Origin of the sequence: Bacteroides hominis (assembly GCF_033042785.2) — a bacterium.
Lineage (GTDB): Bacteria > Bacteroidota > Bacteroidia > Bacteroidales > Bacteroidaceae > Bacteroides > Bacteroides hominis.
Genome location: NZ_CP178829.1, coordinates 338886 through 354239, shown reverse-complemented (window position 1 = coordinate 354239; position 15354 = coordinate 338886). Strand labels below are relative to the sequence as shown.

Below are 15354 nucleotides of genomic sequence, written 5' to 3'. Positions count from 1 at the left end.
TAGTTTTTAAGTGTATGAAAGTAATTAAGTATTTACCAATCCTTGCAATCTGTTGTATGGCAACAGGATGCAACAGTAAGAAAGAGGCCGTACTTACGTCCGGCATTGACCTTGCCAACCTTGACACAACTGCCCTGCCGGGCACCAGTTTCTATCAGTACGCTTGTGGCGGATGGATGAAAAACCATCCTCTGACAGACGAATATTCGCGTTTCGGTTCGTTTGATATGCTTGCCGAGAACAATCGCCGGCAATTGCGCGGGCTGATTGAAGGTTTGGCAGCAGGCAAACACGAAGCGGGCAGCATTGCACAGAAAGTAGGTGAACTTTATAATATTGCTATGGACAGCGTAAAGCTGAATAAGGAAGGCGTTGCTCCCATTAAACCCGAACTGGATAAAATAGGTGCTATCAAAAGTAAAACTGAGATTTATCCGTTGATCGTGGAAATGCAAAAGAATGGTATGTATCCCTATTTTATTTTTTATGTCAGCGCTGATGACATGAATAGCAATGAAAACATGGTACACACCATGCAGGGAGGCCTGGGTATGGGCGAACGGGATTATTATCTGGAGAATGATGCACAGACAAAAGAGATCCGTGATAAATATCAGCAGCATGTAGGTAAGATGTTCCGATTGGCAGGATATGATGAGACTACTGCCGGAAAAGCAGTGAAAGCTGTGATGAACATTGAAACCCGCCTGGCCCGGTCGGCACGTTCACAAGTAGAATTACGCGATCCGCATGCCAACTATAACAAGAAGACTTTGGAAACATTGCAAAAAGAATATCCCTCTTTCGCATGGGATGTATTTTTCTCGACTGCCGGACTGAATAACTTGAAAGAGATTAATATCGGGCAGCCTGATGCAATGAAAGAAGTGAATGCCATTATCGATACAGTACCGCTTGAGGACCAGATTCTGTACTTGCAGTGGAATCTGATCAATTCGGCCGCCAATTACCTGAGTGATGACTTCGTGGCTCAGAATTTTGACTTCTATGGTCGTACCATGTCGGGTAAGAAAGAAATGCAACCTCGTTGGAAGCGTGCTGTCAGCACAGTTGACAGTTCATTGGGCGAAGCTGTCGGACAGATGTATGTGGAGAAGTACTTCCCTGCTGCGGCCAAAGAAAGAATGGTGGCTCTGGTCAAGAATCTGCAAGAATCTCTGGGCGAACGTATCAGGGAACTGAGCTGGATGGGAGAAGAGACTAAAGAAAAGGCCATGGAAAAACTGGCAACTTTCCATGTAAAGATCGGATATCCGGATAAATGGAAAGACTACTCTTCACTTGAGATAAAGGATGATTCGTATTGGGCTAATATTGAGCGCGCCAGTCAGTGGGGCTACAATGAAATGATTGCCAAATACGGTAAGCCGGTAGATAAAGAGGAGTGGCACATGACTCCGCAGACAGTAAATGCATATTACAATCCGACGACGAATGAAATCTGTTTCCCGGCCGGAATACTTCAATATCCTTTCTTTGATATGAATGCGGACGATGCTTTCAATTATGGAGCGATTGGTGTAGTTATCGGACATGAGATGACTCATGGATTTGATGATCAGGGCCGTCAGTATGATAAGGATGGTAACTTGAAAGACTGGTGGACGGCAGAGGATGCCAAGAACTTTGAAGCACGTGCAGCAGTGATGGTTAACTTCTTCGACAGCATTGAAGTAGCTCCCGGGGTTCATGCCAACGGAGAGTTTACTTTGGGTGAAAATATTGCCGATCACGGTGGACTTCAAGTGTCTTACCAGGCATTCAAAAAAGCAACGGCGGCTGCACCTTTGAAAAATGAAAATGGATTTACACCCGAACAACGTTTCTTCCTGTCTTACGCAAATGTGTGGGCTGGTAATATCCGTCCGGAAGAAATCCTGAAACTTACGAAGATTGATCCGCACTCATTAGGCAAATGGCGTGTAGATGGCGCACTACCTCAGATTGGTGCATGGTACGAGGCTTTCAATATTACTGAAAAAGATCCGATGTACTTGCCAGTGGATAAACGGGTATCTATTTGGTAATAGATTGTTGCAAATAAACTGATAATAAGAAAGGCGCTGACTCATTTAATTGTGAGTCAGCGCTTTTTTATTATTAATTCACACCTTATTTATAACGTGTGATAAACAATATTTTGTAACTTTGCGCACCAAATACTTAATAAGCAAATCAATGTCTGAGTCTAAAAGAATAAAAACCGCACTGGTATCGGTTTATCACAAAGAAGGTTTGGATGAAATCATTACCAAACTGCACGAAGAAGGAGTGGAGTTCTTATCAACGGGAGGAACTCGTCAGTTTATCGAATCACTGGGCTATCCCTGTAAGGCTGTCGAAGATTTGACTTCGTACCCTTCGATTTTGGGTGGCAGAGTGAAGACGCTGCATCCGAAGATTTTCGGAGGTATTCTTTGCCGTCGCGGACTGGAACAAGACATCCAGCAGATTGAAAAATATGAAATTCCTGAAATAGATCTTGTCATTGTAGATCTTTATCCATTTGAGGCTACGGTTGCTTCAGGTGCCGATGAAGCTGCTATTATCGAGAAAATTGATATAGGCGGAATCTCTTTGATTCGTGCCGCTGCTAAAAATTACAACGATGTGATTATTGTTGCTTCTCAGGCCCAGTATAAACCATTGCTCGATATGTTGATGGAGCATGGAGCTACTTCTTCCCTTGAAGAACGCCGCTGGATGGCAAAAGAGGCATTTGCAGTTTCATCACATTATGATTCGGCTATTTTCAATTACTTTGATGCCGAGGAGGGATCTGCTTTCCGTTGTTCTGCAAACAGCCAGAAGGCGCTGCGTTATGGTGAAAATCCGCATCAGAAAGGATATTTCTATGGAAACCTGGACGAAATGTTCGACCAGATTCATGGAAAAGAAATTTCTTACAACAATCTGCTCGACATTAATGCTGCTGTAGACTTGATTGATGAATTTGATGACGTTACATTTGCTATTCTGAAGCATAACAATGCTTGCGGACTGGCTTCCCGCCCGACTGTGCTTGAGGCATGGAAAGATGCTTTGGCCGGTGATCCGGTTTCTGCGTTTGGCGGCGTATTGATCACGAATGCCGTTATTGATAAAGAGACTGCGGAAGAGATTAATAAAATCTTCTTTGAAGTAGTGATTGCTCCTGATTATGATGTAGATGCACTTGAAATTCTTGGGCAGAAAAAGAACCGTATTATTTTGGTTCGTAAAGAAGCCAAATTGCCGAGAAAGCAATTCCGTTCTTTGCTCAATGGTGTACTGGTTCAGGATAGAGACTTGAATATTGAAACAACGGCAGACCTTAAAACGGTAACTGATAAAATTCCTACTCCCGAAGAGGTCGAAGATCTGTTGTTTGCTAATAAGATAGTGAAAAACAGTAAATCGAATGCCATCGTACTGGCAAAAGGTAAACAATTACTGGCAAGCGGTGTAGGACAGACTTCGCGTGTGGATGCATTGAAGCAGGCTATCGAGAAGGCTAAGTCATTTGGATTTGACCTGCAGGGTGCAGTGATGGCGTCGGATGCTTTCTTCCCTTTCCCCGACTGTGTGGAAATTGCGGATAAAGAAGGTGTGACAGCTGTTATTCAGCCGGGAGGTTCGGTGAAAGACCAGTTGACATTTGACTATTGCAACGAACATGGCATGGCAATGGTGACAACGGGTATCCGCCACTTTAAGCACTAATTAAAAACTTGTTGTATGCCGGACAACCCGTTAGGGCACACTGGCATATCGACGCATTAGAAATTTATTCATTATGGGATTATTCTCTTTTACACAAGAAATAGCAATGGACCTCGGTACGGCCAATACTATCATAATTACCGGTGGTAAGATTGTAGTAGATGAGCCTTCGGTGGTGGCCCTTGACCGTCGGACAGACAAGATGATTGCTGTGGGGGAAAAGGCAAAACTGATGCACGAAAAGACCCACGAGAATATTCGTACCATCCGTCCGCTACGTGACGGAGTGATTGCCGACTTCTATGCTTGCGAGCAGATGATGCGCGGATTAATCAAACAGGTAAATACTCGCAACCGTCTTTTTTCTCCGTCGCTTCGTATGGTGATCGGAGTGCCTTCGGGTAGTACGGAAGTTGAACTTCGTGCTGTTCGTGACTCTGCCGAACATGCCGGTGGACGTGATGTTTATCTGGTATTTGAACCTATGGCCGCAGCTATTGGCATTGGTATCGATGTAGAGGCACCGGAAGGAAATATGATTGTCGATATAGGTGGTGGTTCTACCGAGATTGCCGTAATTTCATTGGGAGGTATTGTTTCGAATAACTCTATCCGCATTGCAGGTGACGATCTGACAGCAGATATTCAGGAATATATGAGCCGCCAACATAACGTTAAAGTCAGTGAACGTATGGCCGAGCGTATTAAAATCAATGTAGGTGCTGCTTTGACCGAACTGGGTGAGGATGCTCCGGAAGATTATATTGTTCACGGACCGAACCGTATTACTGCGCTTCCGATGGAAGTGCCGGTATGTTATCAGGAAGTAGCACACTGCCTTGAGAAATCAATTTCAAAAATTGAAACGGCTATTTTGAGTGCGTTGGAGAATACGCCTCCTGAACTGTATGCTGATATTGTACACAATGGAATCTATCTGGCCGGTGGTGGAGCGCTGCTTCGTGGCTTGGACAAACGTCTGACTGATAAGATTAATATTCCTTTCCACATTGCGGAAGATCCGTTGCATGCAGTGGCTAAAGGTACAGGTGTTGCATTGAAGAATGTAGACCGTTTCTCATTCTTGATGAGATAAATAATTAACTACGAATTACGAGCTATAAGTTACTGGCAGTGCATAAATGTAGCTGCATATACTTGTAGCTCGTAGTTCGTAGCTTGTAACTTATATGTCTTTATGCGGAATTTACTGAACTTTCTCTTGAAATATAATCACTGGTTCCTCTTCATTTTATTGGAGGTGATCAGTTTTGTTTTGTTATTTCGCTTTAATCACTATCAACACAGTGTTTATTTCAGTTCGGCTAATGCGGTTGCCGGCAAAGTGTATGAAGTATCCGGAGGGATTACTTCTTATTTCCATTTAAAATCGGTCAATGAAGATTTGCTGGATCGCATTATGGAACTGGAACAACAGAATCACAATCTGGAGGATGCTCTGGGAAGGCATTTATCAGACTCTACCGAATTAAATAGTATCCGCAATTTACCTAATACGGATTATCAGGTTTTTAAGGCGCGGGTCATCAATAACAGTCTCAATCTGGTAGATAATTACATCACTTTAAATCGTGGATCGAAAGATGGGATCCGCCCGGAAATGGGAGTTGTCGACGGAAACGGAGTCGTTGGTATCGTATACGATACTTCTTCTCATTATTCCCGGGTCATTTCGGTGCTGAACAGCAAGTCCAGTATTAGTTGTAAAATTGTGGGTAGTGAATATTTTGGTTATCTGAAATGGGAGTATGGAGATTCCCGATATGCTTATTTGAAAGATTTACCCCGTCATGCAGAGTTCAACTTAGGGGATACAGTGGTAACCAGTGGTTATTCTACCGTTTTTCCTGAAGGGATCATGATTGGTACTGTAGATGATATGGCCGATTCGAATGACGGGCTCTCTTATTTGTTGAAAGTAAAGCTGGCAACGGATTTTGGTAAAGTGAGTGAAGTGCGTGTGATTGCAAGGACCGGCCAGCATGAACAAAAAGAATTGGAACAAAAGAGTTTGGCGCAATGATTATCAACTATATACATAGAATAGGATGGTTTGTCGGTCTGATCTTGCTTCAGGTACTGATCCTGAATAATGTGCATATTGCCGGTGTGGCTACTCCTTTTTTATATGTCTACTTTATTTTAAAGTTTAATTCCGGTACTTCCCGAAACGAATTGATGTTATGGGGCTTTTGCATAGGTCTTGCCATTGATATCTTTTCTAACACACCGGGTATGAATGCGGCGGCGACAGTGTTACTGGCTTTTCTACGTCCGTTGTTTCTCCGTTTGTTTACTCCCCGCGATACTTTGGACAGCATTGTACCTTCGTTGAAAAGTATGGGGATTGCTTCTTTTCTCAAATATCTGGTGGTGAGTGTCTTTGTACATCATCTTATGTTGCTTACTCTTGAGTTCTTCTCATTTACCAGCATACCGTTATTGCTGTTAAGGGTGGTGTCGAGCACCATTTTGACTATAACTTGTATTATGGCTGTTGAAGGAGTGAGGAAATAGATATGGCAAAAGATTATGTGCTGGAGAAACGAAAATATGTGATCGGTGGAGTAGCGCTGGCTATTGTCCTGATCTACTTAGTGCGTTTATTTTCACTCCAGATAGCTACGGATGACTATAAGAAGAATGCCGACAGTAATGCTTTCTTAAATAAAATTCAGTATCCGTCACGTGGGGCGATGTACGATCGGAATGATAAATTGTTGGTGTTTAATCAGCCTGCTTATGATATTACAATGGTTCCAAAGGAAGTTGAGAACCTTGATACACTTGATTTGTGTCAGACGCTGAATATCACCCGTGCGCAGTTCCTGAGAATTATGAGTGATATGAAAGACCGCCGTAGAAATCCGGGATATTCACGTTATACTAATCAGGTATTTATGTCTCAGCTTTCGGCAGAAGAGTGTGGGGTGTTTCAGGAGAAACTATTTAAATTCCGGGGATTCTATATACAGCGTCGCACCATTCGACAATATAGTTATAACTCTGCTGCCCATGTGCTTGGTGATATCGGTGAGGTATCAATGAAAGACATAGAAAATGATGATTACTACATCCGTGGCGACTATATCGGTAAGCAAGGCATTGAAAAATCGTATGAATCTTTTTTGCGCGGTGAAAAGGGAGTGGAAGTATTGCTGCGTGATGCCCATGGGCGCATACAGGGGCATTATATGGATGGGAAGTATGATAAACGTCCGATACCCGGGAAGAATCTGAAACTCGGAATTGACATTGATCTCCAGATGCTGGGAGAGCGTTTATTGAAAAACAAAATCGGTAGTATTGTAGCTATTGAGCCGGAAACGGGGGAAATACTTTGTATGGTTTCCTCGCCTGATTTTGATCCGAGACTGATGATTGGGCGTCAGCGTGGAAAGAATCACCTCATGCTTCAGAGAGATCCGATGAAACCTTTGCTAAACCGTTCGATTATGGGGGTATATCCTCCGGGATCAACGTTTAAGACAGCACAAGCACTGACTTTCTTACAGGAAGGAATTATTCAGACCAATACGCCGGCCTTTCCTTGTGCTCATGGATTCAATTACGGAAGCCTGCATGTAGGTTGCCATGCTCATGGTTCACCGCTGCCATTGATACCGGCCATTGCTACTTCATGTAACTCTTATTTTTGTTGGGGATTGTTCCGGATGTTTGGTGACCGGAAGTATGGCTCCTCGCAAAATGCCATTACTGTTTGGAAAGATCACATGGTTTCTCAAGGTTTTGGTTATAAACTTGGAGTAGACTTGCCGGGGGAGAAGCGCGGATTGATCCCTAATGCTCAGTTTTATGATAAAGCTTATCGTGGACGCTGGAATGGATTGACGGTAATCAGTATTGCCATCGGTCAGGGAGAGATTCTGGCAACTCCGTTGCAGATAGCCAATCTGGGTGCTACTATTGCCAATCGGGGACATTTTATCACTCCGCATATTGTGAAAGAAATACAGGACGAACAGCTTGACAGTATCTATCGGGTGCCCAGAAAGACCTCTATCGACCGAAAACATTATGAAGATGTGGTGACCGGTATGCGGGCTGCGGTTACGGGAGGAACTTGCCGGGTGGCTGGGGCCATTTTGCCGGATGTTGAAGTGTGTGGTAAGACCGGTACGGCGCAGAATCGTGGTCATGACCATTCTGTCTTTATGGGATTTGCTCCGATGAATAATCCCAAGATAGCCATTGCTGTATATGTTGAGAACGGTGGCTTTGGTGCGGTTTACGGAGTACCTATCGGGGCACTGATGATGGAACAATATTTAAAAGGAAAGCTGTCCCCCGAGAACGAGATACGTGCAGAAGAATATAGTAATAGAGTGATTATGTATGGAAACGAGGAGCGTTAGTTTATGGAAAACATTGGATTGGGTAACGATCGGTATTTACCTGCTCCTTATTATCGGCGGATGGTTCAGTGTGTGTGGAGCCAGTTATGATTATGGTGATCGTGACTTTCTGGATTTTTCTACCCGCGCCGGTAGGCAGTTTGTGTGGATTATCTGTTCTTTCGGGCTTGGCTTCATTCTTCTGATGCTTGAAGAACGGATGTACGATATGTTTGCATACCTTGTATATATAGGTCTGATTCTTCTGTTGATAGTGACTATCTTTATCGCACCTGATACAAAAGGCTCCCGTTCCTGGTTAATATTAGGTCCGGTCAGTCTCCAGCCGGCGGAATTCGCAAAGTTTGCAACGGCTTTGGCATTGGCGAAGTTTATGAATGCCTATTCTTTTAATATAAAGAAGTGGAAATGCTTTTTGCCTTTGGTTGCTTTTATTCTGTTGCCGATGTTGCTGATCGTGTTACAGAAAGAAACCGGTTCGGCATTGGTCTATCTTGCTTTTTTCTTGATGCTGTATCGCGAAGGTATGCCCGGAGTTGTTTTGTTTTCAGGGGTATGTGCAGTAGTATATTTTGTGGTAGGTATTCGTTTTGATCAGGTGTTTATTGCCGACACACCTACACCGATCGGAGAATTTGCTGTTTTGATGATGATACTTTTGTTTGCAGGTTCCATGGTTTGGGTGTATAGAAAGAAATGGGAGCCTGTGCGGAATATTATAGGTGGTAGTTTGCTTGCATTGTCGATTGCCTATCTTGTTTCTGAGTATCTTGTTCCTTTTAATCTGGTTTGGGTAGAGTGGGGACTTTGTGTGGTGGTTATCTGCTATCTGCTTTACTTGTCTCTGAGCGAGCGGCAACGTGCTTATCTCCTGATAGCATTGTTTGCTTTGGGATCTATTGGTTTTCTCTACTCAAGCGATTATGTTTTCGACAATATCCTTGAACCTCATCAGCAGATTCGTATAAAGGTAGTGTTGGGAATGGAAGAGGATCTGGCTGGTGCCGGTTATAATGTTAACCAGTCTAAGATAGCGATTGGTTCTGGAGGATTGACCGGCAAGGGCTTTCTGAATGGTACGCAAACGAAGTTGAAATATGTGCCTGAACAAGATACAGACTTTATTTTCTGTACTGTAGGCGAAGAACAGGGATTTGTTGGTTCAGCTGCTGTCCTCTTACTTTTCTTGGCATTGATACTGCGTCTTATAGCGGTATCGGAGCGGCAGACCTCAACTTTTGGACGGGTTTATGGCTATTCGGTCGTGAGTATCTTCCTTTTCCATTTATTTATTAATGTCGGAATGGTGCTTGGTCTGACTCCTGTAATTGGTATTCCGTTACCTTTCTTTAGTTATGGGGGGTCGTCTTTATGGGGATTTACTATTCTGCTTTTTATTTTTCTGCGTATTGATGCAGGACGTAGCAGGAGGTTATAAGTGCTCGATTTTCAGTCCCACATCAATGATTCCGGTTATTTGTTCATCTTTCATTCCGTGTACAACTTTAAAAGTATAGTTACCGGGATGCTTGATGGAGCAGTCTTTTAAGGGGAGAGCCGATTGGTAAAGACTTCCCCAGCCGGTTCCTTTCCATTTACCTTCCTGGTCAGTCAGAGTAAACTTCAGAGTGTCTGTTTTCCATACAGTTGAATCTTCCAGATTGTAACTGATAAGGATGTCCAGATTCTGATAAGGATAATTACTGCTGTTGCGTACACCGGCAGACAATCGCAGATTGATCAGGGAGTCATTCAAAGGGACATTGAAAAAGAGTGTATCACTCTTTTTCCATCCACCTTGAGGGGTGGATTGATATGAGTGATACACAGTGTTATCGTCACATGCAGTCAGTATCCATGTCATGAGAAGCATGCAGATGCTATTCTTGAGCAGGTTTTTCATTTCCCTGGGGTTTCTCGGTGCGTTTAGGTTGTTCGTTGTTACGTGGTCCGCGGGGTTCGCGTGGAGGGCGCTGCTCACGGGGTTCATTCTTACGTGTTTCCCGATTTTCATTATTGCGCGGTTCACGAGCCTCATTATTTTTGCGCGGCTGATTGTTGCTGCGGTTATTGTTTTTGGGGCGTTCTCCTCGTGTGCGTTGTTGCCCTTGTACCGGTTGAGCTCCACTGTTCTCTTTGTTTTCTATAGCCGTCGGCGATGGGTTTTGTGTTTCAGCATTGGCGGCTTGTTGCGGACGGTTGTTATTGTTCTTTTTCTTCTTTTTGCGGTTTCCGTTTCCACCTTCTTCTTTTCCATTTCCATCTTTTCCGTTACGGCGACGGTCACGGTCAAAACGTGTCAGACTTTCTTGTTCCAACAGGTCAATTGGCTTTTTAGGTTCCGGTTTGCGTTCAGCTTCCAATAGACTATCCGGTTTGATGCCCCTTTTGTTCAGTCCTATCACTTCGAATGCCCGCTTCCCGCTGATAGTGACTAAGTTTGCGGCGAAATTCTTGTCTGTTGAATACGAAATCTGGTTGCTGAGAATATCTGCTTTGAAGAAATAATAGGTTCCGTCTTTAGTTTCCAGTTCAATCTCTCTTGAAGGCAGGCGCTTCTGCGCTTCTACATAGCAATCTACTTCGTAGTTCAGGCAACATTTTAACTTAGCACACTGTCCTGCCAGTTTTTGAGGATTGAGTGAAATGTCCTGATACCTTGCTGCGCTGGTCGATACAGACACAAAACTTGTCATCCAGGTGGCGCAACACAATTCACGTCCGCAAGGACCGATACCTCCGATGCGCCCTGCCTCCTGGCGCGCACCGATCTGTTTCATTTCGATACGTACTCTGAAAGCTTCAGCCAACACTTTAATTAACTGCCGAAAGTCGACGCGTTCGTCAGCGATGTAGTAGAAGATAGCTTTGTTGCCGTCTCCCTGATATTCTACGTCGCCAATTTTCATGTCCAAATTCAGGCTGGCCGCTATCTGACGCGCACGAATCATTGTGGCGTGTTCTTTGGCTTTGGCTTCTTCATATTTCTCCATATCCACAGCTTTGGCTTTGCGGTAGATACGTTTGATTTCAGCATCTTGTTTAAAGTTTGCCTTTTTCATCTGGAGCGGCACTAATCGTCCCGTCAGGGTAACGGTGCCGATGTCATGTCCCGGTGTAGCTTCTACGGCTACGATGTCTCCCTTCTCTAATTTGATCTTGTTGCTGTTTCGGTAGTATCCCTTGCGGGTGTTCTTGAACTGAACCTCTACCATGTCACTCTCCTCCGCATTGCCCGGTATGTCGGCCAGCCAATCGTAGGTATTTAGTTTTTTATCTTGTCGGGAACAGCTCTTACAGCAAAGGCCTCCGCTCCCATTATGCAGTTTAAATTCCATATACTTTATTTTAAAGTTATTGCTTCAACAGTACGATCATCTTCAGTGAGAAGTCGAAAAATACCATTTTAGCGTTTACATTCTGTTCAATATGTTTTTGAGCTTCACTCAGTTCGTCCATGATGCCCATCACGTTTCGTTCGTTTACAAAAGGGGCAAACCGTGTAGCGAAGTTCTGTTCATCTAATGTCATATAAGTCAATTCTTTCCGATGCAGGTTGTAGATGAAATTCTCCCGGATCATCCGTTGGCAGTACTCCAGGAAGTTCTTCTGACGTTCACGTCCCATGCCTGATACTTGTTCGCTCCACAATTTCATTTCCCGGATTTTTCTTTGGTAAGAAAGGCGCATCAGGCTGACAAATAACTCAAAAAACAGTTGATTCTCTTCATTCAGATGAATGGTTTCAAGCGCTTTGATAAAGTTTCCGTTAGCCAGGTGGGCAATCGAAATACTGGTCGTCTGCTGCACTCCATATTTGTTTTGTAAAGCGTCGGCAATGCATTGTTCGTCTATTTTGCGTAGATTGAAACGTTGTGTGCGGCTCAGTATCGTTTGGAGAATTAATTCCGGATTCTCTGATACCAGTAAGAAAATCGTTTTCTGGGGTGGTTCTTCCAGCAGCTTTAATAACTTGTTGGCACAAGCTTGCTGCATCTTTTCGGGAAGCCAAAGAATGGTAATCTTAAATCCTCCTTCGCTGGATTTAAGGCTGAGCTTTTTCATGATCTCATCACTTTCTTTGGTGTAAATCACCGCCTGTGCATTTTCTGCGTTAATTTCATTTAGCCAGTGGTTAATCGTAAAATAGGGATTATTCAGTACCAGTTTTCTCCATTCCACAATGTAATCATCACTTCTTCCGTTTTTTACTACCGGAAAAACGAAGTGAACATCGGGGTGAACCAGCTTATTGAACTTCACACACGACGGACAGACTCCACAAGCGTCTGTCTCACTGCGGTTCGTGCAACTCAGGTAGCGTGCATAGGCTAATGCCAATGGAAACTTGCCCACACCTTCAGGCCCGCAGAAAAGTTGGGCGTGTGGTATGCGTCCTTCGCTGACTTCTTGTATCAGTCGCTGCTTGGCTGCCTCTTGTCCGATGACGTCTCTGAAAAACATAGTTTAATAAATCGCTTTGGCTACTTCTTTTATACTGTCCACTGCTCCGATGGAGTAAAAGTGGATACTGGGTACACCGGCGGCCATCAGCTCTTTACATTGGTTGATACACCATTCGATACCCACTTTGCGGGCTTCCTCGTCTGTTTTGCACTTCAGTGCTTCCTGGGTTAGTTCTTCCGGAAGGTCTACCTTAAATGTTTTCGGAACCATGCTTAGTTGGGATAACTTCTTGAAAGGTTTGATGCCCGGAATAATCGGGATGTGTATTCCTGCCTGGTGTACTCTTTCTACGAAATCAAAGTATTTCTTGTTGTCATAGAACAATTGTGTCACAGCATATTCGGCTCCGGCTTCCACTTTCTTTTTCAGCCAATAGATATCCATGTCGATGTTAGGTGCTTCTTCATGTTTTTCCGGATAACAGGCCACTCCATAAGAGAAAGGAGTATTTGTTACTTTCATCTCCGAACCGTCTACAAAGATACCTTTATTGAAATTATTGATCTGTTCCTGTAACTCTAAAGCATGATGATGTCCGTCTCCTTCGGGGGTAAAAACCGATTCGTGCTTTGCTTTATCTCCACGGAGAACCAACAGATCGGTAATTCCCAGGAATTGTAGGTCGAGCAGTACGTATTCAGTTTCTTCCTGAGTAAAACCACTGCACAGAATGTGAGGTACTACCGTCATATTATACTTGTTCTGGATAGCAGCTGCTACAGCTACGGTTCCCGGACGTCTTCGTAGCCGATTGCGCTGATAAAGCCCATTCCCCAGATCTCTGTATACATATTCACTGCGGTGCGTAGTGATATTGATATACTTGGGGTCAAATTCTCGTAATGTATCTATGGTTTGATACAGCTTCTCAATACCCGTACCTTTCAGAGGAGGAAGTATTTCAAAAGAGAAGGCTGTTTTTTCGTTGCTATGTATTAAGTCAATTACTCTCATTGTTTCTTTATTGGTCGTTGCTCTCCTTATAATAAGGTGCATATTGGGACAAAAATACGAAAAAAAGATGAAATGAAATCGTTGTGGAACCCTAAAAGATTGCTATCTCTTCCGGTTATGAATCTTTTTTGGCTGTTAACCGATACTTTTAATGAATGAAAGGCAGGATTTACATGGACAGATGCCCCTTTGGGGATATTTTTAAAGTTCGGTTTTGTTGTCCCTTCTGTTGATTTTGCTGGTGTATTTGTTCTTTTATTCCTTATGACAGAAGTCTTAGAACTACCTTATGACGGTACATCTTGTTTATTTTGAAAGACCTTTGCGCTTGAATTGCGAAAGAATCATAATTAGCTGATTTTGCTCTGGAAAACGATGAAAGAAAGTTTTTGTCTGTTACTATAACTGCTTTCATATGCTTTGGTAGAACATGCCTTGTTTTTTTGGGGGGGAGAGAAATTATGGCAAAATGTGCTTTTAACATTAGTCTTTTATCTTTTCTTTTCGTCCCGTTTCACTCTTTCCCGGTCTCTTTCCTTTTTTCTTTTTGTATCTTTCATCTCCCATCCGCTTTTCTCCTCTCCTCCGCGAAATGTATTTCTATCTTCCATCTTCCACCTTTTTCAATCTTTTTGTCTGATTATCATTTAGTTAATAGGGTGGAAGATCGCGTTTTCAGCCTGTTTATCTTCCACCCTCATCTTTCATCTTCCACCCTCTGCCATCGCTTGAAAAACTTTCCTAATTCACTCGTATTCAGAAGTATACTTTCTGTTTCTTGTCAGTTTTTCCCTTAAAAAGCATTTTCATATCCCCGCTTGTTTGCTTGAAAATGCTCTGCTTTTTTCCGGAAGTCCTTTGTTATTTGCCACTTGGGATATTCTTTGCCCCCCGTCCACCCCATTCCCTGTCCGCTGTTCCCTTTCTCCCGCTTTTCCTTCCGCCGGCGCTTTCCCTCAAGCATGGTCTGTCCGAAGCATACGTTGCCTTGACGCTGCCTTTACGCGCGTACCCCCGTAACCTTGAATGCGGGTTCCATTTACCAACCGGGGTAAACGCTTTTACATGCCGAGGTAAATGGCTTTACATGCTGAGGTAAATGCTTTTACATGCCCGGGTAAATGGCTTTACATCAAGAATAAAATTCAGGTAAATATACTCTTCTGATTATCAATGATATTTAACTGCTGACCCAGCTACACATTTATCCTGGTGCCTCCTGAGAATCCCTTTCCCATATCCCCCGGAGAAATTTGAAACCGCCTGGCGGTTCGTTCCCAACACAGAGATTCCCCTCCCTCCCCAATGAATCCCCCCCTCCTTGTTTTCCAAGTATTCCCCCTCTATATATTATAATAATGTGTCTCCCTTGGCCCTCCCTTTTCCCTTCTTTTTAAAGTATGCTCTAAAACCTACCTCTCCCTCAGTCCTTTACATCTAAATTTATATTTTTATTCAAAAAAACTTCCTTATATATTTGCCTTGTATTGGTAAATCGCGTATTTTTGCACCCGCTTTCCAAGAGAGGGAGAGCCGATTGAAATTGACATGTTGCAAGTGCGTATTGATTGCCTTAACGAACAACAAAAATAATCTCCTTTTTCTTTGGAGTTTAATATTAAAATTCGTTATCTTTGCAGTCCGATTCGCGATAAAAGGCGTTTATTCCGGTGCCTTTTCCTTTCGCTAAGAGAGCCAGAGAACAGACCGGGAAAAACATTTAAAAAAAACTTCCAAAACATTTGGTGTTTTAAAATAAACCTTTTACCTTTGCACCCGCTTTTGAAACGAAGCACAATCGAAAAGAAGAGTT

At 43.3% G+C, this 15354-nt stretch carries 11 protein-coding genes; 7 read left to right on the top strand and 4 right to left on the bottom strand.

Going from position 1 to position 15354, the window contains the following annotated elements; translation table 11 throughout:
* Window positions 1-14 precede the first annotated feature (14 nt).
* From R3O62_RS01560 to rodA, 7 genes are all read left to right on the top strand, one after another.
* A complete protein-coding gene (locus R3O62_RS01560) occupies window positions 15-2048 on the top strand; it encodes a M13 family metallopeptidase (RefSeq protein WP_005810940.1) in 2034 nt (677 codons plus the stop codon).
* 151 nt (window positions 2049-2199) lie between these two features.
* Window positions 2200-3723 carry a bifunctional phosphoribosylaminoimidazolecarboxamide formyltransferase/IMP cyclohydrolase gene (gene purH / locus R3O62_RS01555; protein ID WP_005810937.1) on the top strand — a complete coding sequence of 508 codons (1524 nt, stop codon included), beginning with the start codon at window positions 2200-2202 and terminating at the stop codon, window positions 3721-3723.
* 73 nt (window positions 3724-3796) lie between these two features.
* Window positions 3797-4819: a rod shape-determining protein gene (locus R3O62_RS01550; RefSeq protein WP_005792050.1), complete on the top strand. Its 1023-nt coding sequence runs from the start codon at window positions 3797-3799 to the stop codon at window positions 4817-4819.
* 102 nt (window positions 4820-4921) lie between these two features.
* Window positions 4922-5767, top strand: a complete 846-nt coding sequence (gene mreC, locus R3O62_RS01545) for a rod shape-determining protein MreC (RefSeq protein WP_005783073.1) — start codon at window positions 4922-4924, stop codon at window positions 5765-5767.
* Window positions 5764-6261, top strand: coding sequence for a rod shape-determining protein MreD (mreD, locus tag R3O62_RS01540; RefSeq protein ID WP_005822050.1), 498 nt, complete (start codon window positions 5764-5766; stop codon window positions 6259-6261). The genes mreC and mreD overlap by 4 nt, the downstream gene beginning before the upstream one ends.
* A 2-nt stretch (window positions 6262-6263) precedes the next feature.
* Entirely contained in the window at window positions 6264-8120 is a 1857-nt protein-coding gene (mrdA, locus tag R3O62_RS01535) for a penicillin-binding protein 2 (RefSeq protein WP_005810930.1), read from the top strand.
* Window positions 8101-9558, top strand: coding sequence for a rod shape-determining protein RodA (rodA, locus tag R3O62_RS01530; RefSeq protein WP_022011752.1), 1458 nt, complete (start codon window positions 8101-8103; stop codon window positions 9556-9558). The genes mrdA and rodA overlap by 20 nt, the downstream gene beginning before the upstream one ends.
* Here rodA and gldH read toward each other — a convergent pair.
* The 4 genes from gldH to metF are packed head-to-tail and all read right to left on the bottom strand — an operon-like array spanning window position 9553 to window position 13541.
* Window positions 9553-10023, bottom strand: a complete 471-nt coding sequence (gene gldH, locus R3O62_RS01525; RefSeq protein WP_005783084.1) for a gliding motility lipoprotein GldH — start codon at window positions 10021-10023, stop codon at window positions 9553-9555. The genes rodA and gldH overlap by 6 nt on opposite strands.
* Window positions 10001-11458 carry a PSP1 domain-containing protein gene (gene ricT, locus R3O62_RS01520; protein WP_032541051.1) on the bottom strand — a complete coding sequence of 486 codons (1458 nt, stop codon included), beginning with the start codon at window positions 11456-11458 and terminating at the stop codon, window positions 10001-10003. The genes gldH and ricT overlap by 23 nt, the downstream gene beginning before the upstream one ends.
* Before the next feature lie 16 nt (window positions 11459-11474).
* Window positions 11475-12584, bottom strand: coding sequence for an ATP-binding protein (locus R3O62_RS01515; RefSeq protein WP_022011750.1), 1110 nt, complete (start codon window positions 12582-12584; stop codon window positions 11475-11477).
* A 3-nt stretch (window positions 12585-12587) separates the two neighbouring features.
* Complete coding sequence (gene metF / locus R3O62_RS01510) at window positions 12588-13541, bottom strand: methylenetetrahydrofolate reductase [NAD(P)H] (protein ID WP_005783089.1); 954 nt, start codon at window positions 13539-13541, stop codon at window positions 12588-12590.
* Between the last annotated feature and the right edge of the window lie 1813 nt (window positions 13542-15354).

What these genes read in the sequence shown, in the direction of transcription:
- R3O62_RS01515 (WP_022011750.1), bottom strand. Translation starts at nt 12,584, where the DNA reads ATGTTTTTCAGAGACGTCATCGGACAAGAGGCAGCCAAGCAGCGACTG.
- metF (WP_005783089.1), bottom strand. Translation starts at nt 13,541, where the DNA reads ATGAGAGTAATTGACTTAATACATAGCAACGAAAAAACAGCCTTCTCT.
- R3O62_RS01550 (WP_005792050.1), top strand. Translation starts at nt 3,797, where the DNA reads ATGGGATTATTCTCTTTTACACAAGAAATAGCAATGGACCTCGGTACG.
- purH (WP_005810937.1), top strand. Translation starts at nt 2,200, where the DNA reads ATGTCTGAGTCTAAAAGAATAAAAACCGCACTGGTATCGGTTTATCAC.
- mrdA (WP_005810930.1), top strand. Translation starts at nt 6,264, where the DNA reads ATGGCAAAAGATTATGTGCTGGAGAAACGAAAATATGTGATCGGTGGA.
- mreC (WP_005783073.1), top strand. Translation starts at nt 4,922, where the DNA reads ATGCGGAATTTACTGAACTTTCTCTTGAAATATAATCACTGGTTCCTC.
- R3O62_RS01560 (WP_005810940.1), top strand. Translation starts at nt 15, where the DNA reads ATGAAAGTAATTAAGTATTTACCAATCCTTGCAATCTGTTGTATGGCA.
- ricT (WP_032541051.1), bottom strand. Translation starts at nt 11,458, where the DNA reads ATGGAATTTAAACTGCATAATGGGAGCGGAGGCCTTTGCTGTAAGAGC.
- gldH (WP_005783084.1), bottom strand. Translation starts at nt 10,023, where the DNA reads ATGAAAAACCTGCTCAAGAATAGCATCTGCATGCTTCTCATGACATGG.
- rodA (WP_022011752.1), top strand. Translation starts at nt 8,101, where the DNA reads ATGGAAACGAGGAGCGTTAGTTTATGGAAAACATTGGATTGGGTAACG.
- mreD (WP_005822050.1), top strand. Translation starts at nt 5,764, where the DNA reads ATGATTATCAACTATATACATAGAATAGGATGGTTTGTCGGTCTGATC.